This is a genomic window from Paraburkholderia nemoris (assembly GCF_905221015.1).
GTDB lineage: Bacteria > Pseudomonadota > Gammaproteobacteria > Burkholderiales > Burkholderiaceae > Paraburkholderia > Paraburkholderia nemoris.
Window position 1 is genome coordinate 38,459 of the sequence record NZ_CAJNBO010000020.1, and the last position, 19,908, is coordinate 58,366.

At 61.6% G+C, this 19,908-nt stretch carries 13 protein-coding genes; 2 read left to right on the top strand and 11 right to left on the bottom strand.

What is annotated here, in order from left to right; translation table 11 throughout:
- Positions 1–148: 148 nt before the first annotated feature.
- The 5 genes from KHO33_RS27720 to KHO33_RS27740 form a co-directional block, all read right to left on the bottom strand.
- Positions 149–1,129: a cytochrome P450 gene (locus KHO33_RS27720; RefSeq protein ID WP_211629235.1), complete on the bottom strand. Its 981-nt coding sequence runs from the start codon at positions 1,127–1,129 to the stop codon at positions 149–151.
- A 269-nt stretch (positions 1,130–1,398) separates the two neighbouring features.
- A complete protein-coding gene (locus KHO33_RS42825; protein WP_200566097.1) occupies positions 1,399–2,031 on the bottom strand; it encodes a CatB-related O-acetyltransferase in 633 nt (210 codons plus the stop codon).
- Positions 2,032–2,840: 809 nt separating this feature from the next.
- Positions 2,841–7,637 carry a trehalase family glycosidase gene (locus KHO33_RS27730; RefSeq protein WP_200566098.1) on the bottom strand — a complete coding sequence of 1,599 codons (4,797 nt, stop codon included), beginning with the start codon at positions 7,635–7,637 and terminating at the stop codon, positions 2,841–2,843.
- 133 nt (positions 7,638–7,770) lie between these two features.
- Positions 7,771–8,493 (bottom strand): hypothetical protein, encoded by a 723-nt coding sequence (locus KHO33_RS27735; RefSeq protein WP_211629236.1) that lies wholly within the window; start codon positions 8,491–8,493, stop codon positions 7,771–7,773.
- 251 nt (positions 8,494–8,744) lie between these two features.
- A complete protein-coding gene (locus KHO33_RS27740; protein ID WP_200566100.1) occupies positions 8,745–9,026 on the bottom strand; it encodes a hypothetical protein in 282 nt (93 codons plus the stop codon).
- A gap of 410 nt (positions 9,027–9,436) precedes the next feature.
- Here KHO33_RS27740 and KHO33_RS27745 point away from each other — a divergent pair, with 410 nt between their 5' ends.
- On the top strand, positions 9,437–9,889 hold the full coding sequence (locus KHO33_RS27745) for a DUF3455 domain-containing protein (RefSeq protein WP_236074701.1): 453 nt from the start codon (positions 9,437–9,439) through the stop codon (positions 9,887–9,889).
- Between the two features lie 3 nt (positions 9,890–9,892).
- On the opposite strand, the gene KHO33_RS27750 is transcribed toward KHO33_RS27745, so the two are convergent.
- From KHO33_RS27750 to KHO33_RS27760, 3 genes are read right to left on the bottom strand one after another with little or no spacing between them, the layout of a single operon-like run.
- On the bottom strand, positions 9,893–11,275 hold the full coding sequence (locus KHO33_RS27750) for a polysaccharide pyruvyl transferase family protein (RefSeq protein ID WP_200566102.1): 1,383 nt from the start codon (positions 11,273–11,275) through the stop codon (positions 9,893–9,895).
- Positions 11,272–13,134 carry a 2-succinyl-5-enolpyruvyl-6-hydroxy-3-cyclohexene-1-carboxylic-acid synthase gene (menD, locus tag KHO33_RS27755; RefSeq protein WP_200566103.1) on the bottom strand — a complete coding sequence of 621 codons (1,863 nt, stop codon included), beginning with the start codon at positions 13,132–13,134 and terminating at the stop codon, positions 11,272–11,274. Before menD ends, KHO33_RS27750 begins: the two co-directional genes overlap by 4 nt.
- Positions 13,131–14,231: an aromatic ring-hydroxylating dioxygenase subunit alpha gene (locus KHO33_RS27760; RefSeq protein WP_200566104.1), complete on the bottom strand. Its 1,101-nt coding sequence runs from the start codon at positions 14,229–14,231 to the stop codon at positions 13,131–13,133. Before KHO33_RS27760 ends, menD begins: the two co-directional genes overlap by 4 nt.
- 386 nt (positions 14,232–14,617) lie before the next feature.
- Here KHO33_RS27760 and KHO33_RS27765 point away from each other — a divergent pair, with 386 nt between their 5' ends.
- Positions 14,618–15,580 carry a response regulator transcription factor gene (locus tag KHO33_RS27765; protein ID WP_200566105.1) on the top strand — a complete coding sequence of 321 codons (963 nt, stop codon included), beginning with the start codon at positions 14,618–14,620 and terminating at the stop codon, positions 15,578–15,580.
- A gap of 21 nt (positions 15,581–15,601) precedes the next feature.
- Here KHO33_RS27765 and sctC read toward each other — a convergent pair whose 3' ends face one another.
- The 3 genes from sctC to KHO33_RS27780 form a co-directional block, all read right to left on the bottom strand.
- Complete coding sequence (gene sctC / locus KHO33_RS27770; protein ID WP_200566106.1) at positions 15,602–17,443, bottom strand: type III secretion system outer membrane ring subunit SctC; 1,842 nt, start codon at positions 17,441–17,443, stop codon at positions 15,602–15,604.
- An 87-nt stretch (positions 17,444–17,530) separates the two neighbouring features.
- Entirely contained in the window at positions 17,531–18,985 is a 1,455-nt protein-coding gene (locus KHO33_RS27775) for a helix-turn-helix transcriptional regulator (RefSeq protein WP_200566107.1), read from the bottom strand.
- A gap of 607 nt (positions 18,986–19,592) precedes the next feature.
- A complete protein-coding gene (locus KHO33_RS27780; RefSeq protein WP_200566108.1) occupies positions 19,593–19,892 on the bottom strand; it encodes a hypothetical protein in 300 nt (99 codons plus the stop codon).
- Between the last annotated feature and the right edge of the window lie 16 nt (positions 19,893–19,908).

The window sequence follows — 19,908 nt, forward strand, 5'->3', positions numbered from 1 at the left end:
CATTCCGCATACGAAGGCCGCTTCACTGGAACGAAGAACGAGAAAAAATCGCACAGCTTCATTCGGCATCCGCTGGCGGGGCCGGTTGAATCCGCCAGTCCCTTTCGAACGAAAGATCACCGAGCCGCGAGTCCGCTTGCACTTTCGATCAAGGGGACGATGGGATTTCCGCCATCTGCGTATTGTTCAGCCAAAGCGCTCGATAACCATGCACCCGGCCGTTTTGGCAACGCTTGCTCTTGTCTTCGTCGATGCTGAGCTCGGGCATGCAATCGATGAGCGCGCCGACGAGCACCTCGATCTGCATGATCGACAACATCCGACCAATGCAAGCGTGAGCCCCTATCCCGAACGTCAACCAGCGCCCCTCTTTTCGATTCGGGTCGATTTCATCTGGAGATTCGAATTCGTGAGGGTCACGGTTGGCGGCCCCTAGCAACAACAAGATCCTGTCGCCGCGCCTAACCTGCCGGCCGCCTAGTTCGATATCGCGAGAGGCATATCGGATGATCGCGTGCGCGGCGGTGTCATAGCGCATCAATTCGCGTACTGTCGAGCGGATCGACGAGCGGTCGGCACACCACCTTTGCCAAATGCTCCGGTCTCTGAGTGCAAGCGCGATCACGTTGCCGATCGACACCGTCGTGGTGACGAAACCCGTGACGAACAGAAAGAGAAAGTTACCCACTATTTCCGAGCGGCTGATCTCCCCTTGTTCTTCGAGCCGGAGAAAGCGGCTGACCGGATGGTCTGGCGTCGCGTCCCGATCGACGCTGTCGATATAGGATTCCAACATCTCGACGAAGTGCTGCGTGCCCTGCTCCAGATGCGCACGTTCGGCGTCGGTCAGGAACAGTGAACCCATCAATTGCATTGCCGGGCCGGACGCACGAAGCCAGACGGACGATTGTTGTGGCGCAATCCCGAGCATCCGGCAAATCGTGCGAATCGGCAACTCCAGCGCGACCTCGGCAAGATTGAATCGCGACAAATGCGCAAGCGGTGCAAGCAGGTGCGCCACGTCCTGAGTCACGAACGCTTGAAGATCGCTCACGGCTTCGGCGCAAAAAAGCGGCGTCATCAGCCTGCGCAGCCGATCGTGCGACGCCTGACCTTGCAGCAGAATCATGTCCTTCAGGCAAGCCGGGTGCTTCGAGGTCACTTGCGTGCGAAACGCCTGGTCGGAATTTTGAAGGATTCTGACGATGATCTCGTGGGACGAAATCAGCCATACGCCGCTGGCGTCTCGATACACCGGTTCAGTCCTGCGGAGATGATCGTAGATCGGATAGGGATCGTTCGTGCCGTTGCCTAGAATCAACGGGATAATGCTGTCCACAGTTGAATTCGGCTCGCTGAATGCCGCAAGTGAACTGCGAACATTGTTCGGCAAAGGATTCATTGAGCGTGAACCAGCGCGTCGAGGTCTAAGCTGCACAGCGCCGCGACATGCCGTGCAATCTTCCCGGGAGACCAATTCCACCAGGCGATCAACCTGAGCGTGGCGATCGTCTCTTCGTCGAACCGATAGCGAAGCACGCGCGCCGGGTTGCCGCCCACGACCGCATAAGGGGCAACGTCGGCGGTGACCACGGCATTGGCGCCAATAATGGCGCCATCACCGACTTGCACGCCGGGTAGGAATGTCGCCCTATTGCCGATCCAAACGTCGTTGCCTATCACGGTGTCGCCCTTGTTTTGGAGCTTCGCTCCGGGAATATCCTGCGGGTCCTGCGCAAATAGATGAAACGGAAAATTACTGAACCAATCGAGGCGATGATTGGCGCCGTTCATCAGAAACCTGACGTCTGCGGCGATCGAGCAGAAGCGCCCGATGATCAACTTGTCGCCGATTGATTCGAAGTGATACAGCACATTTCGCTCGAAGGCGTCCGCACCGTTGCGGTCCGCGTAGTAAGTGAAATCGCCGACGAAAATGTTGGGGCGCGCAATGGCGTTCTTTAAGAAAGTAACCGATGGAAAGCCTGGGGCTGGATGGCTTTCGTCGGGATTCGGAATGAAAAAGGGCATGAATCGAATCGCGCAGTTCTCTTATCAGAGAGAGAGATCATGCGCGTCGATGGTCGATGTGCATGCGGTTGCCGCGAAGCACGCGCTGCCTCCGCGAAGGGATGCGGGCTGCTCGATCAATACGCTCAGCCCTGCACCCGCCCCGTCCTCCGAATGCGCACGTTCAAACTCGCTTGATTGAGCAGAACGTGAACGCTTAGGCGGACCTCCCGACGCTCATCGAACCTGCTCAGGCCGGAGCTCCGGACATTTAAGAGCATCTACCTCGTGGCAACGTCCATTTAGCTGCATGCCTAGATACGGCGATGGCCGTTGTTGAATCTTGATCCTTTGAACTGATCCTTTGCGGCTTCCTCCGCCTCAGCCTGACCCGGCAGATCAGCGAGGTGCGCCGGCGTTTCCCGTTTCGTGGGGTTTCCGCCGGACGAGGTTGACTGGGTGCCGCTCGTGTCTGAGGACGAAGAACCGCTTCTGCCCGTAACAGCAGAAGCAAGGCGACTAACAATTCCCATATAAATATCCTTAAAAGAGAGGGTTGATGGATAACGCAAGTCTTCGGCAAGACGGCCGTCGAAACTGCCGGCCGGTCCGAATTTCTATTCAATGGATGCAGATGCGAATGCTTAACTTAACCTCTCAGTGCTGATCGACTGAGAAGCCAGGTTTCTGACTCGCTCTTGCCGACAGCCGCGCGGCGACCTCTGACAGTTTTGCTTTAAACATTAATCTCGTTCTCCTATTCACTCTTCGGCAGGTTGTTTTCGGTCAACCCGGACAACAGCGAGCGTTTGCTCAAACGCTTGCGCTTACTACTCGCCGGGGCGCCGGAAGGCCGACCTCATGCGCTCGGTCATCTGGCGTTGCTGCTGCGCCATGAGATCGAGCTGTTCGATGGCGAGATTCAATGGATCGTCATCGGATCTAGCCAGGCCATGCGCGTTTTGATAGGCATGCGTCTTTGCCTGGAATTCGCGCAGGTGCTGCAGCGTCGATTCGGCTTGCATCGGACGATCGAGGATCGCCTGGCACTCCGGATAGCGCGATGCAAAGTAGGCGAGCGCCTCGTTGGTCATCGTCATGTCGGCTTCGACCTTGTACTCGCCGCCACCGCCCGGCGTACCGTCGTAGCCATTCTTCTCGAACGTATGCCCCGTCAGCACGTAGGTCGCCCAAGCTCCTTCCGTGAACGCAATTGCAAGCGACCTGGCCTTCTCGTGTTCGCCGATACGCTCGAAACCCTCGACGGCCTTCAGGTTGTGCATTGCCCATATCCGCTTGCGCGTGTCCCATTGTTCCGGGCTCAGGTCCGCCGCTGTCGATCCAAGACCGCCTGGCGTGGTCAGACGCTCCAGCATGCCCGTGATGGCCTCGACGGCTTCCGGCGTTTCCTCGCCTGTGGCGATGCCCGCCCAAAGCGCATTGGCGATCTCCGCCGTGTCTAGCGGGTGAAGCTCGTTTTCGCGCAGGCGAAGGTAGGCGCCGACATTGACCCGGCCATCCGGCGTCTTCTCGATAAACGCGTCTCGAAGCGCCTTGATTCGCAGGTCATGCACTTGCTGAACCTGCTCAGCCATGTCGTGATGTCCGGCCGCTTTCAGTGCGCGGATGATGACCCCTTCCGCCTGGGCGAGGTGCGCGTTTTCCTGCAGGGAGGCCATGAGCGGCAATTCCGGGCGACCGTCGTCCGGATTGTTATGCGCAAGGCTCATATCAATGCCGCTCGCGGCGCTATGTCGGAAGTGCGCGTAGACGAACTCGGGATCGATGCCTTGCTTCAACCCTTCCCGTGCGGCTCTCACATCCTCGACAAAGCCCTCCGGACGCGGTCCGTTCGCATAGTCCCTGTTCCTGAGTACGACCCCGCCCTCCGGCGTCATCGCGATACCGTTGAACACGTGCCCGGCCGTGATCTCGTCGATCCCTCTCTGACGATTTCGATATTCGATCATCATGGCCTGGAGGTATGGCACCAGGTGACTGTCATCACCGAGGGCCGTCGCATAGTCACCGGCATTGAGCGTAAACGACATGGGCTGCACGCGCCCGCTGTATTGTGTTTCGTTGCCGTTATGCACCTCCCCCGTCTCCTCGATTTCGAAAGCATCGTTGTCCAGGCAAATGCGGGCGCGGTCGAATCTGCCGGCGGCCAGCAGACCTTTGACTGTGGGAATGCTGTCCCACCCATAGCGAGCAAACCAGAACCGGCGTGAAGGCACGGGCTGCGGTTGATAAGGCAACGCTCTCGTGGATGCGCCCATCGGCGGAAAACGCATGTCCGTGACGTTTTGCTCCCGCATCCGTTCGATATGCGCGCCCATCGGCACGGCCGGATAGGGTTCATACTTCCAGGCCTCACCCGGAGGCACCTGTCGGGTGAAGTTCGCCTCGAGGAAGTCTGTCGGATCGAACTCGGACCAGACTCGAAGCGAGTCGAGATCGAGCTCGTCGATCTTGACGTCCTCCCCCCCAAGCCGCCCCGTCTTCTTGAGCCAATAGTCCGCCTTGAGCTTGTTGAAGTCCCTCATGATGTTCGCAGGGTCGCGCTTGGGCACGCACGTAATGAACGCAATGCTGTCATCGCCGTCGAAGAACGCCTTCAGGCGCTGGCCGATCGCGCTGTCCGAGGGATGGATGTCGGTACGAAGCTGCACCAACTTGAAAAGATCGCCGTAGGTATCCGCATGCGTCGGCACGAGTTTCGGTTCGACTCGCCACGCTTTCGGGTAACGACTGAACACAGTGCGCAACTGCTCCTGCATCGGCGAGAACTTGAAGCCCGGCGCCGCCGGCGCGAATCGCGTGGGCTCGTTTTTCTTGCGTAACCGCGCGAGTTGTTCGGGCGGCGTCAATCTTTCCGCCGGCGTCGTGCCGTCCAATCTGTTGGGGCGTACCGGTGCGCTGACACGCTCGCTCGATCGCATCTTCATGCCCCGGATCGCCTTCAGGAAATAGACATAAGCTGCCGGACCACCGGCCACTTCCGCATGCACGGTGCGCTGCTCCGAGATCTGGTAGTCGCCCCAGAAATTCTCGCCGGCCACCGCGTCGCGCATGGCGGCCGAAACCATTCCAGAATCACCCCCGGCCGCCGTTATCGTTTTCGCGAGATCGAGAAGATCAGCCATTTTCCTTTGCTCTTCCGGCCTGGCATACTGTCGAACCTCGACGCTGCGCGCGCCGCGCTCAAGCGGCATGCCCGGCGGCAGCGCCAAATCGGGAGCGAGCGGCGGCGCCAGCACAGCGCTGCCAGACTGATTGGTCCGCCATTTCTCGTAGGTTTCCGGATCCATCGTGACCTGGCGAAACACCCGGCCGGTGTCGTCCATGCTGAGTGTCAGATTGCGGGAGAACAGCCCTTCATGGCGCCTCTTCAAGGGATGGAAATACGCGCCGAGCCCGAAGCTGCCGGTAACCGGTCCCGCAGCGGTACCGTGTGTGCCGAGCGACGCCCCCGGCACGTTTTGACTCACGCCGAACAAGCCGCGGCTTTTCGCGAAGTCATCCTCCAAACTGGTGATGTTTGCCTCGCCCTGCTGCCGGCTGGACTTGTTTCCTCGCGAAAGCCCCGCCTGTAGCCCGAGGCCGAGCCAGCCGTTCGTCGGATGGTAAGGGACATTGACTCCCGCGAGCCCAGTCAACAACGCAAACCTCGCTTTCGACTTCTCCGCGACGCTGCCCGGAATGACCGAAACGTGAGGATCCAACCATGCCTCTTTGGTCAGTCCCTCCCACGATCCCTGCGCGAGCGCTTCGATTGCCTTGCCCGCTCGCGCTTTCACTTCGTCGAACGTATCGCCCTTGTCGCCCGTGATGCGGATGGTCACCACTTCGCCTTTCGCTTCCTCCGAATGCAGTCCGATTTCGCCAACCGCATACCCGGTGACGACCTTCGGCAGGAGGTTCCATTGGGCGACCAGCCCCATCACGTTGGTGCGCACGCGCCGATCGACAGAACGAACCGTGATGTCGACGTATGCCCCATCCGGCCCCTCGTCCGTGCGCAGCGAGACGGAGCTTTCGCGCCCACGCAGACGCGCGACGGTAGGCAAGGGCGAGACGCTCGGCACCCACGGCAAGTAGCTAAGCGCGTCGGCAACGAAATTAGCCCATCCCGTTACGTTCGTGCCGCGAACGCCACTCGCCGAAAATTCGATTTCGGACCCCGGCTCCATAGGGCCGAGGAGGCTGCCAAACCCTTCGGCCCGGCTCGCCCAGCCCTCGTTCAGCCTGGTCAGCGCTTTAATCTGATCCCCGACGACCGGATCGTTGTCGAGGTCCCGCACGCGCGCCAACGAAGTAAGCGTCTCGATGTCAAGCGGCTCGGAAACATCGTCGGCGATGTCCTTCCACACCGGATGGTTTTGCAGCGTTTTCCGGTCGACATGCAGCAACTCGGCTGTCGCCTTTTCTATCTTTCCTGCTGCAAGACGACCGACCTTCATGGGGGCACGAAACCCCTTGCGGTCGATTCGCTCGCTCATGACGGTGAGCTTGGCGACACATGCCGCATCGAGAATCGCATCGGCGTCCAGGTTGACCGGCGTCTGGCCAGCTGACGGCAATCGGGCTCGCGCATGCTGTGAAATGCCGCTCATGGTCTGCTGCGCGAGGGCATCCATGAGCCGCTGATCATTGACCGGAAACGGCTCACCTTTGAATGCCCGTGCGATCCACCGCGGCGGTTGGCCACCGCGACCGAGTATTCCCCTCACCTTTTTGCGCACGTTAGACAGGGTGACCGTGTCCGCCACGCCCTCACTGCGAAACAGGAGCGTGGCTTCGCGTTGCTCATCGGTCGGATCGTCCGACTGCGCGGCAAGCAGCGCCCTGGCCGCCAAGGCGTTGCGCTCGAATCCCGGGGTGTCGGGACGGAGCGCCTGCTGCGCCAATATGGCGGCATCTTCCAGGCCGGTCAGGCGCTCGGTCGGGGCGCCGTGCGCCAGCAAATGTCCCGCCGCGCTCAGCGCGGTCGTCGTCCGCAGCCGTTGTTCGTCGGTATCGTCCGCTTTCACCCAAGGCGACGGCGCCATCTGCTCGAGCACCTTCCAACCCAACGGCGTTTTGGCTAGCAGACAGTGGGCCTCGAAGATATCGGCCTGCGTCGTCACGTCGGCATGCTCCGGATGATGCCAACTGCGCACGGCCGCCGCTGCGCGATCAGGATCTTGGTGCGTTGCGTTCGCCAGAACGAATGCGACCATTACGGCGTTCGAGAAACGCTGCCCGGTAGGTGCTTCCATGCCGAGCAGCGTCGATGCAAGCTCGGCATGCTCGGGATTCGTCTCGTCGAATCCCGGGAAGCACGAAACGATGGTTTGGCGCGTTAATTCCTCGTCCGCCAATATGCCTTCGTCACCAAAGGGCACTGACGAATAACCGGCCGCGCTTTCGAAATGCGCATCGACGGCACGCGCGAAATCAGCGGAAAAGTCGGCAACATCGTTGCCCTTGTGCCTGCGAAGCCCACGCAGCAAGCCCGCTCGCCTGGGCACCTCCGGCGCGATGAGCGGCGGCGTAGCACCCGGGTCGGAGGTCGAGCCGTTAGTTGTTGTCAACGATCGAGCGGCGCCGGATGAGTTCGGACCAGAAACTTTTCGCGACGCCATACGCGTCTCCTTTTTGAGTTCTCGAAATCTGATGGAGTGCTAGTAGCAACCTCGATTACTACCGCGCGACTCGGGTCTCGAGGCCGGGGAGTCGCGCGTGACAGGCGCGCGGGTGATGCGCGCCGAACTGCTGCTATTTGGAAAGGAATTCGACGTTGCCCCGGTTACCAGAGGAGGCGTCGAATCCGACCTGTTGGCTTCCGTCCGCGCGCGTATTGTTCGAACCCACCAGTTCGACCTGGCCGTTCTTGATCCCGGCCACGATCTCCACGTGCTGGTCGCCGCCAATGATGCAGATGTCGCCCGGTTTCACCTGACCCTTGCTCTCTTTGTGCCAGCCGTCCTTGTAGAGAAGTTCATCATGAAGCGTCGCGACGCTGTCCGTATGTTGCGACGCTGAAATCTCGCCCGATTTGACGAGACAGCCGGACGCAAAATTCGCGCAGTCTTCGTGATCGGAGATGCCGTGGTCCATCATGACGTCTTGATTCGCCACGATCGAGTCGGCAGACCGCCCCTTCAAACCTTCAGCAATCGCCGCCGGGTTGTCTCCGCTGACTTTGGGAACGTTCGGATCGCCCTGGCCGCCGCTGCCGCCGGTGGAGTAGCTCAAAGGTTGCATGACGCCGCCACCGTTATCACCACCGCTTTCGCCATCCGATGACATCGCCTTACTCATCCAGGCGATCAAGGCGGACAGGATCGGCAACAGCGCACTGATCATCCCGCTGTCCAGCGAACTGCCCGCGGAACTCGCGCTCGAACTCCCGCTGGCGCCCGAGGACGAATTGACTTCCTTCCACTCTTTTTCCCATAAGGCGAAGTCTCCCTGCGAGGAGTCCGGCGTTTCTTGCAAGGCTTCCGGCGTCTTGGTGAATGTCGCAGGAAGGTACGAAATTGCGCTAGTTGCCATGGCTATCCCTTAAATGAAATAAAGCTGCCGGCGCCCGATAGATCGCTGCGATCCGTCGGCGTGGCACAAAAACGAACACCCTTTCCAGCCGGCGGCAATTCACGAGATAGAACGACGTGGCTCGCGCACGGGGATGCATGCATATGCAAAACTAGTGAAGCAACGATGCGTCGTTGCGCGCAAACCACCGTGTTCTAAGCGCTCTCGTCACCGTCGCTGTCGCTGTCATCGCTGTGGCCGCTTTTCTTCAATGCCGCACTGAAGCCGCCTGCCCCGCCGCTGCCCATTGCCGCCGACATCGACATCATCGTCGTCATCAGCGCACTGCTCAGCGCTCCGTCCAGCGAGCTCGAGCCGGAACTGCCGTCCGCTCCACCGATGCCTAGTAGCGACTCGGCTCCGTTCACGATTGGCGAGATGCCGGTCACGTCGCCCACCACCGACACTGCGCCACTGAGAATGTCTCCGATTGACATGAATTTTCCTCGGCGTAGTTAAAGGGTCCCGTTGCATGGTCTGCCATACGCCGCCGACGCGGCTCTAAGTCACGGGCAACCTACTATGAGGCCAATCCAGATCGCGAAAGGTGCAACCCGCGCACCGGTGCGTGGAAAAACGAAATTCTTGCGCGAAAACCGAACTGAAAACATCGGTCGCGTTAACATGCGACGTGTCCCCATATGAGCCCGAGCCGGAAATGAAACATTGCGCCCCGTCCCTCTTCGCTCGTCTTGCGAATCGAGCGGCATCGATCGCGCTGCTTGCGAGTGCTGTCGCCGGCTGTACCGCCCCGCCCTCGGCACAACGACTTCCCCCTTCAAGCGATCGGGTTCCCCCTTCGAACGACACGCTGCCTGCCTCGCTGCGGGCGACGCCGCAGGAAGTCTTGCAAGATGCGCTGAGCGCGGTCGGCGAGACGACGTACGAATGCCGAAGCGATGGCAAGCGCTTGTCCTGGACCCCGACGGGCTCCGAGGCGACACTGGTCGATCAGGCGCGGCACAGCGTAGGCACGGTCACGCCCGGAGGCTATTTCATCGCGTACGACGGCAGTCAATTCGTCGGCGCCGCGGCCGGCGAGGAGATCGTTAACGCAGGCGCATTGACATGGGAACGCCTCGTCGCGCGCGACGAGGCCGGTGCGCGGAGCAATCGTGGCCGTTTTGCAAAGGTCACCTCGGTGCAGCGCGTGCTGACCTCGGGTGGTCTGCCACCTGTCGCCGCCTGCAGCGAGCAAGGACAATCGATGCTCGTGCCGTACACTGCGACGTACCTTTTCTATCGTGCGGCCAAAGCCGCGTCCGACGATACGATGCCGAACTCGTTAGCAGCCCCTTGATACTCATCGCGCCATGGCAGCGGCCAGCTCGGCGCCCATCTGCGCGAAGCGCGCTCGTTCGCCACTCGCAAACGCCAAACAATGCGCCCGCAACGCGGGCCAGCTCTGCGCATCGTCAAACAGCCGCGCCAGCGCCTTCTCATCACCGTCGGCATCGGTACACGCGGCATACCATCCGTCTAGTCCGGCTTCCATCAGCAACCGTTCCACGCGTTCGTCCAACGTCAGGCCGAACACCGGCACGCCGCGCGCCAGCGCCAGCACCGCCGCGTGATATCGCGTCGTAATCACGCATGTAGCGTGCCCGACGACGCCGGCTACATCCTCCAGCGTCGCGACGCCGCGCGCGACGATCGGCAGTTCGAACCCAAGCCGCGCCGCGATATCGGCGCACGCGGGACGGTCGAGCTGCTCCATCGCGACCAGTACCGGCGAGAAGCCTCGGGCGCGCAATTGCACCGCGATTCGTGCGAAGCGGATGACGTACTCGCGGTACGCGAACGCGCGCTCCTTGTCCCACGAGTGGAAATAAGATCCGGCATAGCGAGGCGGGGTACCGATGCCCTCGACCAAGTCCACCGCGGCCGGCACACCGCGCGCGGTCACCGGCCACCAGAACGGATTAGTTGGGCATAACGCCGCGACCTTCTCACCGAGCCCCGCAACGCGTGCCGTACGCGACGGCACATACGTCCACGCGCAATCCGCGCCGGACCGCGCCACAATACCGAGCGCGGCCAGATCACACCTGGCTGCGTCGTTCCGACAGAGGATGTCGACGTCGTTCGCGCTCTGCTGAGCAAATCGAGTGAGTGCGTCGGTCATCTTGCCGCTATCCACCCCGTACGCGAAAGCGCGCCCTCCATGGGCGACCGCAAGCGCGGTTCCGCCGATCAGGATGCCCGCGAGTGCGTCTGAAAACTTCGAGGTGTACGTCGACCCCTCAACGTTGATCACGAGGTCATATCCCGGCATCGCGTGGTCGAGCGCATCGGGGACGTAAGCGGCGTGCAGCGGCATTTTGCGGACCGACGCCAACACGGGATGATCGAATAGGCCGCCGAGCACGAATAGTTCAAGGTCCAGGCGACGCGGCGCAAACAGATGGTGCAATTGGCGAATCGTTTCGATCGTACGCAGATCCGCTCCGGTGTTGCCCGCGCCAGCATAACTGAGCAATAGCACGCGCAAGGATCCGTCCGGCCTCGTGCCTGGCGACGGGTTGGCGAGTCCTTCGCGACGCGAGCGCCCGCGTGCGGATTCAATGCGCGCCAGCATATCCGCAAGAAACACGGCCTCGGGTTGATCTGCGCGCTCGTAGCGTTGCAGCGCGGCAAGGGAAGCGGCGGATCGCCGATCGGCGACCTCGGATAGGGGGGCGTTCATCGCATTTGCGCTTGTAGCGTGCTAGCGAGCACATCCAACTGTTCGACAGCCGAATGCGCAGGCACATCGACTTCGACGATCGTGACGCCCGCATGGGCGCGGCCCGCTGCAAGGGCTTGCCTCAGCGATAACCGATCCCTCGCGTGCGCATAGTTCAGCCCGAAGCCACGCGCCAGCGCGCCAAAATCGATGCGATACGGATTGCGGATTGCCCGCTCAAAGCCCGGTGCGGTCGATATGGGCAGAAAATCGAAGATCGCCCCGCCACGGTTGTGCATCACGCAGACGCAGGCCGGTGTGGTCAGCCGCTGTGCGCTACTCAAGGCAGGCAAATCGTGCAAAAAAGCCTGGTCGCCAATCACGAGCAACCCCACGTCTCCGCGCCCGAGCACTTCGCCGCAAAAAGTCGACAAGGTGCCGTCGATACCGGATACGCCACGACTGACGTAGCACGCCTGCGCATCTTCGCGATTGTCGTAGAGGATATCGGCGTGCCGCACTGGCAATGAGTTGCCGATGTGAACGAACGCGAAGCCGCGCGTGGCGAAAATTTCCTGGGCGGCCACTACCTCTCCCCAAGGTAGGGCTCGCACTACCGCGTGTCGAATCGAGCGCCCGCGCTCGGCAAGCGCGGCCCAGGCGTCGCGCCACTCGCGAGTGACGCACCCCGCTTCAACCGCATCGGGGCGGCCTCCGGTCATCTGCTCGATCAGTGCATCGCCAAGCATAGCAAGATCGTTCGCAGACGGCGCAATGAGCACGTCGCGCGGATCGAGCGTCGGATGCAGATAGTCACGTTCGCAAGCACCACGCGCAATCTTGATTGTCGGTGCCGGGTGCGCGCTCAGATACGCAAGCACCGGCGGCGAAACAGGCGCAAGACCGAGGCGGATAATCAATTCGGGCCTGCATTTCCCCAGCGGCGAACCCTGGGCCACGACATCGAATCCATTGACGACCAGCGCGTCGTCGTGCCGGCGACCGGCCAGGCCGGCGCGTACCCCGCTCGCCGCATCGGCAAGAATGGGAAACCCGCTCGTGCGCGCTAGTTCGAGAATCGCGGCGGGCGCAACCGCGGGGTCCGGTCCGGCGACAATCAACCCGCGCAGCGACCCGCTGCCGCCAGAGGAACGCGCGAGCACGCGCGCGACGATCTGACCTGGCGTCTCACCGACACCCAGTTTGCGCCTCCCCTGTGGATCCCAACGTATCGGCTGCGCGCCACGCAACGCTGCGGCGTCGCGCGTGGGTACGCTCACCGGCGAAGGTTCGCTCGAATCGAACACGCCCTCGAGCGGCAGGTTGAGGTGGACCGGCCCGTCGACGCACGCCGCCACCGTGCGCGCCACCTCCTCTCTCATCCTTGCGATAGCCGCGGGCTCGTCGATCGGATCAGGCAAGTCAAGCTGGCTGCGCACGAATGCCCGGCACGCCCCGATGTGATCGCACATCTGGCCGAACCCCGCGCCGCGCAGATGGCGCGGCCGATCGCAACTCAGAACCACAAGTGGGAGATTGCATGCGTGGGCCTCGATCAGCGCCGGAACCAGGTTGCCGACGGCGGAGCCCGACGTGGTGACGATCGCGACCGGTTCGCTGGTCGCTTTCGCCATTCCTAGCGCGATGAATGCACCGCTGCGTTCATCGACCGCGTTCACCCGCTGAACCATGCGCGTGTCGGCGTCGAACAGGATGCACAACAGCGATGCCCGCGCTCCACCGGAAAGCACCACGCGCCTGACACCGAACTCACACACCGCGTTGACGATGCACCGCAACCAGACTTCGTTCAACGACAGCGGCGTAGCCTGCGCGGAGTCGTCACCTTCACTGTGGAAAACCGCAGCGGACTCGCTCATTGACCCACCTCCACATCGGCACGCACGACGACGCGCTGCAAGACATCGGAGACGCCGGCATCGCCCGCAGCCGACTCGTTCGCGATCAGGCGCTCCATGATCCGTCGCGCGCGGATCGCACCGGCGTCGATCGACAGCATCACGGGGCGCATGGCCCAGAACTCGCGCGCCCCGATGGCCCGCTGCTGGGCCTCGAGCATCGGCAGATCCTCATCGCGGAACGGCGCCATCAAGCCCTCGACCGAGTTTTGGACCAGCGCCGCGCCTGCCTCGCCCATTTCGCGCGGCAGGCCGAATGCAAAGAAGTAGTGCGTGCTGGCCTCCGTTTCCGGCGTCAGCCAATGCGCCGATATCCCAACGCGCGTCGCCTCGAGCGGCGCATCCGTTTCGCGCACGCGAACAATGATGGTCAACAGCCCCGGCGGCTCCCAGCGCACATCCAGCCCGCGATCGGCCCTCTTTCCCGGCGCCACGTTGAACGCTTGCGCGACAAACGGCTGAAGCAACTCCGCGCTCGTTTGGCGACACACCCACACCTTGTCGTTATCGTCGGCGTGTCGCAGCGTGGCGCGAGCCATGGCGTCGCTGCCCAGCGTGTTCGGATGCAAATATTGAAAGTGGCTCAAGTCGAGAAGGTTATCGGCGCTCAATTGATAATTTGCCTGCGTCAGCAGATAGCCTTCGCTCGTGAAGTAATGATCCGGATCGAGAAACGGGAAATCTCGTAGCGGCACCCTATCGGCGAGTTCAGGTTTCCCCGGCCAGATCCATACCGCCCCATAACGCTCACGCGTGGGGTATCGCCGTACGGCCGCGGCGGAGGGGAGCTTGCCGTCGCCATGCGGATTGAACACGCAATTGCCCGTGGCTCCAAAGCGCAACCCGTGATAGGGACACTCGAGCGCGCCGTCGATAACGCGCCCATGCGACAACGGAGCAAAGCGATGCGGGCAACGGTCATCGAGTGCGACCACCGCGCCGTGTTCGTCGCGGTAAAGCACGACTGGCCGGTCCAGCAGTGTGCGCGAAAAAGGCGAGCCGGCCGTGACCTCCTTGCTGAAGGCGGCGACATACCAAGCATTGTGAAGAAACGCCATATAAGTGAACCCCGCGTCAATTGCCGCGCCAATCGAGAAATGTGCGGCGGCATATCCGTGGCGTCCATGATAAGGAGGCGCCGTAGCAATACGTTCAACAATTCTCAGATGAGTTTTTCTACGGAAAACAGTAGATTCTTTTGCCTTCGCTTCGCTCATTTCGGCGGACAAGCTAACAATAAGCCAACCGAAATAAATACCCATTCATATGGGTGCGGCGGCGAAACTTTACCGATTTTATGCAGCGCTCAGCATGCTACAAAGAGTTACAAACATGATAAATGCGGCGCCTCTACTATTGCGTCGTTCGCTCCGAACTCGATCGCCGGGTTGCAGTTCTCTTCGCGCGCGAGTCCGTCTGACGATCGAATTCACTCGGAGGAAAAATGATGCTCGCAGTAATGACCCAAGACACCGCCTTGTTCAACCTGATCTGCCAGTGCCTTGAAGCCGAGGACACCCAGTGCAGCCGGTTTGACGACCACGTCGCGCTTGCGCGCGCGGTGTATCGCGAGGATTACGGTGCAATCCTCGTCGACGCGGCCGCGGGCATTGATCCCATGCTTCCGGTTCTTGCTCGGCGTGCCTGCTATGCGGACCGTCGCGCGCCGCTCATCGTGGTGGGCGCATCCGATGACCGAAGCAGCATCGCGCAATTGGTCGACGCGGGCGCCGACGACGTCGTGTTCTCTCCCATCGATCCACGCGAACTCGCGTTGCGCGTGCATATCGCGTTGCGACGCTTTCAGCCTGCGCAGCCGGGCGACGCGGACGACTGCCTCGAGTACGGCGCCTATCGACTGGACCGGCGCACCTGCACCGTCTTCGTGGAAGGTGAACCCATCCGACTCACAACCCGTGAGTTCGCGATTGCGTGGCTGCTGTTTTCGCGTCCCGGTGAATACGCAAGCCGCCGCCATATTGCAGGCGCCGTATGGAGCAGTTCGGAAGATATCGTGGGACGCACGCTGGAGCAGCACATCTACAAGTTGCGCAAGAAGCTCAATTTGAGCGGCCAGCACGGCATCCATCTGCGCACGATGTATGCCCATGGCTATCGCGTCGAAATGGCCGAGGTTAAAGACGTTAATCAGGATATTTCGCCGGTGGCGCTCGCACCAGGCAATGTTTCGCCCCTCGTAGCGTGCGCAGAGAAAACCGAGCGCGTGCTGCATCACGCAGCCTGTGCGGAAATCCACCCCGCCGACAGCGAGACCGCGCGCAACGCGCCGTCATGGCCCGATCCCGCAGCGGCGGCCGTGCGCGCCGCATGCAGTGCCGGGACGGCAAAGGCCATATGTCACATATGGCCCGAAGTCTCGCGTTCGCAGTACCGGCGCGATAGTTGATCAAGCGCTGCCGCGCCGGACTCAGAACTCGATGATGCGCGGCGACAACAGGAACAGGCGCTCCATGTGGCTGTGCTGGTCGTTACGCGTGCGAAACAGCGCGCCGATGAACGGGATCTTCGACAACCCGGGTACACCGGTCTCGCCGTTAGTCGCGCTGTCGAGCCGGTAGCCGCCGATCAACAGACTCTCGCCCTGCCCCACGAACGCTTCGGTATTGATCGCGCTCGTCGTGATGATAGGGATGTTGTCGACGCTCTGACCGGTCAGCGAGCCATCTTCGACGTGGACGTTGAGCTTGATCTGCATGCGCCCGTCTTCTTCGACGACGAGCGGCAGCACGCGAAGCGAGACGCCCGTCGACACACTGTAAAGATCGGCGGACGTATAGCCCGAAACACGCACGAAGAAGCGTGTTTGGTTGTCCATGATCGCCTCGACGTTGTTCAGCGTCGCGACCTTCGGACTTGCATCGACCCGTGCCAGATTGCTCTGCTGTAGTGCATCGATCCTCGCGAGCAGATAGCGGCCCGCATTGCCGAGCACTGCCGTGAGCGAGGCGCCCACGGGCGTCGTATCGATGACGGTCGTGCCGTCCGCCAAGGTCTGGGTGCCGAACGTCGGCTGGATGTTGCCGTTGTAGCCGTTCTGCTGGGCAGTGCCCGTGCCGGTCTGCAAATCGACGTGACTGTTATGCGCGCGCCAGTCGACGCCGATCTGCTTGAGGGCGTTGTCGTCGATCTCGATGATGTGCGCTTCGATTTCGATCAACTTCGGCTTCACGTCGAGCTGGTCGATCAAAGCCTGATACTGCCCCTCGCGTTGCGGCACATCGCGAATCAACACGGAGTTCGTTCGAGGATCGGCTTCCACCACCGGCAGCGATTGCGGTCCACCTCCGGAGATGTCGGCGCTGGCACTGCTGCCGTCGGCGCCGTAAAGCGAGTTGGAAAGACCCGACAGCATCGGCATGCCGGACGAGGCGCTACCTCCTGCTCCCATGCCGCTCAGCAGGCCCGACAGACCCGTCCCGACGCTGCCGTTGCCGGGCATAGCGTTCGGCAACGGGGGATTGATGCCTCCGGTCAGACCGTTCCCGGCCACGCTGCCGCTGACATCCTGCATCGGCTGCATGCGCTGCATGGTCGGCTCTTTGGCTGCGCGATAGTCGAAGCCGTCGATGCCGCCAACCCCCGGGCCGCTCGTGCCTTTCGGGTGATACATGCCCGACAGCACGCTCGCGACGCCCGGCACGGTGACAGACTTGCCGTCTATCTCGACCTTATGATCGGCCGCCCACGCGTGCTGCAACTTGAACACGCGAATCACCGAGCCTGAGCGCCGGTCGGCGTTTTGGTCGAGCCGCTTCGCAATATCCGCCACGAGTTGCACATAGGGCGCCGGCCCGCTCACGAGCGCCGTGCTCTGACCCGCGTCATAGACGATGGGAAAACGCGGACTCTCGATATGCAGTTGCGCAAGCGCGCTGCTCAACTCGTCGGTGCTGGCATGATCGAGCTTGATCACCTGACGCGTCACGCTATTGACATCGCTGATCGACAGCACGACGCCGTCGTAAAACCAAACCAAGCCGAAGGTCGATGACAGCGTATCGAGAAAGCGCTGGGGCGACATGTCGAAATGCCCCGTCACCGTTCCGTGCACGTCGCTGGAGACCGTTGCCGGTACACCCTGGCCGGCAGCGAGATCGCGCAATACGTCTTTGACGTCTTGCCCGTCCGCGACCACGTGGACCATATTGCCATGCCATCTGATCGGCGCCGCATCGGCGACTTTACCCATATCGAGCAACGAAAGGCACGCCGCCACCCAGGCTGCGCACATGAGCCGTTTTTGCTTCATTGTTTCCCCGATCGTAAAGTGGACCGCGACACCGACGCCGCGGCGTTGCAAATGAACCGGCGAAAGCCTTTCGCCGAACTGCCGGACTTATCGTTCTAGCGTTTCGGAAGGTACTTCTTGAAACTGCTTGCGATAACCGCTAACGAGCGTCGAACGGTTATGCACGCCCCATTTGTTCGCCGCGTTGAGCACGTTGCGATCGCTCACGGCGGGGTCGTTCAACAGTTCGGCGCGAATGCGCTCCATGCGTTGACGCCGAATCAATTCGGTCGGCGACACGCCAAGGAAGTTTTTGAATGCGCTTTGCAGCGCGCGTTCGGTGACGCCGATCTCGGCGGCCACCTCGCGCACCGACAAATCGTGACGATCGAGATTCTCTTGCAGATACCGATACGCGCGCCGGTATTTCGCCGGTAGCCGCGCGCCAACGTCGTCCAGTTGCGGCGCCGTACGTGCGGCGCGGTTCGCGAACGGCGCGATCGCCAATGCGTCGTCGCGCAAGCATTGCGTGGTGATCAATGCGTAGCGGCTGTAGTACTGCATTGATTCGCGCGTGCGCCCTTGAGCCTGGCGCAACTTCGAGACGCAGTACAAGTATTCGAGCTGGCGTCGCCCGATGGCGCCCGCGTAATCGACGCGATGCAGCGGCTCCATCAGCATCTCGGCCAATTGCGGCGCCTCCAGCACAAGCGCCGCGAGCACGACCTCGAGCCGGGTCGTGTAAGCGTACTCATGCAATCCGGCCCGCTGCGCCCAGTTCAGATGCGCGATCACGCCTTCCATCGCTGCACGACTGCCGGCCGCGAGTTCGCGCAGGCCGCGCAGGTAACCGATCCGCTGGCGCAGCAACGGCGTAGTGACGCGCATGGCTTGCGCCTCGCATAAATCGGCGCTATCGCCCGCACCGGCACTGCCCGATGCGCGTGCATCGACCATCCCCGATCGCCAATAAACGTGATCGACCAGTGACGCGCAAGCGAGCAATTCACGCTGCACGGCGAGGTCGAAGCGCAGCGTCGCGATGAGATCACGCCAATGATCGGCGCCGCTCTCGCTCGACGCTTCGACCAACTGCGCGAGTTCGCCAAGCGCATCGGACGCCTCGCCGGAGCTGCCGAGTTGGTGCAGCGTGCAGATGATGCCGAAGCGCGCTTCGAACTGCTGCAACGGATCGATCTCCTTCTCGTCCATGACGCGCGTGAAGCACGAGAACGACGTCGTGAGCCGATGCCGAAAGAAAGCTTGCCAGCCTGCGTTGCGGCACGACGCCGCGCGAATCGCATGGCGCGGCGACCGAATCGCTTTCTGCGCGCGTCGATATTGTTCCTCCAGGTCATCGCCGATCCCGCTCACCATCTCCAGGTCGGCTCGAAGCTGCAGCAACCACGGCAGCTCGGCGCTCCGGTGGCCGTCTTCGAGCCAGCGGCTCGCCCGTGTGCGGGCTGCACTGAAATTGCCGTCGCACACCTTGTCGAGAAAGCCATCGGGCAGGCCTCGCACCGTGAGTGCGGACGCGAGTGGGAAATAGGCGGCCGTGAACATCGCTCAACTCCTCGTGAATGTGCCGGTTCTTGCGATCCAAAGGCATGGGCGCACGCCGAAGGCGTGAGCGACCATGGCATTTCGATCCGCTGAATCAGCAGCGCGACCACGAGTGCAACCCACAGGGTGCAACCGATCGCATTCGCCTAATTTAGCGAAATGCGATTTGTATATCCCTCAACAAATCTGATTACCTCCGTGAATTTGAGAAGTGTTGAGGATTGTCCGAGAAATGGCGTAAAACGTGCCCTTGCAAGCCGTTCAGACTACGAAACGGGCCCATCGCCCGGCATCTTTGGGACTGCTTCCAATGCCTGATTGGGGCCGAACAGTGTTCGTTGTGCGCGCCTGAATGGGTTCGCGCGCAGGAGCCGATTGCGGCGTAAAACGCATTTCGTCGCGATATAGGGCATGCTCCGGCATGATCGTGGCGGTCGCCCCGGCTGGCTCCGCAAGCGTACCGAGCTCGCTCGACCCGCCACCCTGGAACCGAACCAGCGCGACCGGGACATTGAGCATATCGGACAGCGTTTGCAGCGAGACTTCTTTCATCTCCCGCGCGCCCACGACTACGCGGCATCACACACTATTTCGCCACCGCTCGCACTCACGCCCACTCTTTAACCAAACGCTGATGCGCTGCATGCGCCTGCTCTTCGGTCGCATGCCCCACGCTCACGAGAGGTTGTTGCGTGTCTACGTCGAACACAACCGACTCGAACAGTTCGAGGCCGCCGGGATCAGATACGCTTTCATGCTGAACGCCCAACCAGATCGTCGAAATCCAGCGGCCGTTCGGCAGCGTGGTCTTCTCGACTTGAACATAGCTCGCATCGCCCTGCAAACCTCGCCACGTTTCCACATCCGTCGGCGTGCCGTCTCTCAAGTAATAGGTATTCGTCATCATCGGCCTTCATGGTTCA

Bases quoted from the DNA above. Each gene is read 5' to 3' on its own strand.
- KHO33_RS27720 (WP_211629235.1), bottom strand. From the start codon at position 1,129: ATGATTCTGCTGCAAGGTCAGGCGTCGCACGATCGGCTGCGCAGGCTG.
- KHO33_RS42825 (WP_200566097.1), bottom strand. From the start codon at position 2,031: ATGCCCTTTTTCATTCCGAATCCCGACGAAAGCCATCCAGCCCCAGGC.
- KHO33_RS27730 (WP_200566098.1), bottom strand. From the start codon at position 7,637: ATGGCGTCGCGAAAAGTTTCTGGTCCGAACTCATCCGGCGCCGCTCGA.
- KHO33_RS27740 (WP_200566100.1), bottom strand. From the start codon at position 9,026: ATGTCAATCGGAGACATTCTCAGTGGCGCAGTGTCGGTGGTGGGCGAC.
- KHO33_RS27750 (WP_200566102.1), bottom strand. From the start codon at position 11,275: ATGAACGCCCCCCTATCCGAGGTCGCCGATCGGCGATCCGCCGCTTCC.
- menD (WP_200566103.1), bottom strand. From the start codon at position 13,134: ATGAGCGAGTCCGCTGCGGTTTTCCACAGTGAAGGTGACGACTCCGCG.
- KHO33_RS27760 (WP_200566104.1), bottom strand. From the start codon at position 14,231: ATGGCGTTTCTTCACAATGCTTGGTATGTCGCCGCCTTCAGCAAGGAG.
- KHO33_RS27765 (WP_200566105.1), top strand. From the start codon at position 14,618: ATGATGCTCGCAGTAATGACCCAAGACACCGCCTTGTTCAACCTGATC.
- sctC (WP_200566106.1), bottom strand. From the start codon at position 17,443: ATGAAGCAAAAACGGCTCATGTGCGCAGCCTGGGTGGCGGCGTGCCTT.
- KHO33_RS27775 (WP_200566107.1), bottom strand. From the start codon at position 18,985: ATGTTCACGGCCGCCTATTTCCCACTCGCGTCCGCACTCACGGTGCGA.
- KHO33_RS27780 (WP_200566108.1), bottom strand. From the start codon at position 19,892: ATGATGACGAATACCTATTACTTGAGAGACGGCACGCCGACGGATGTG.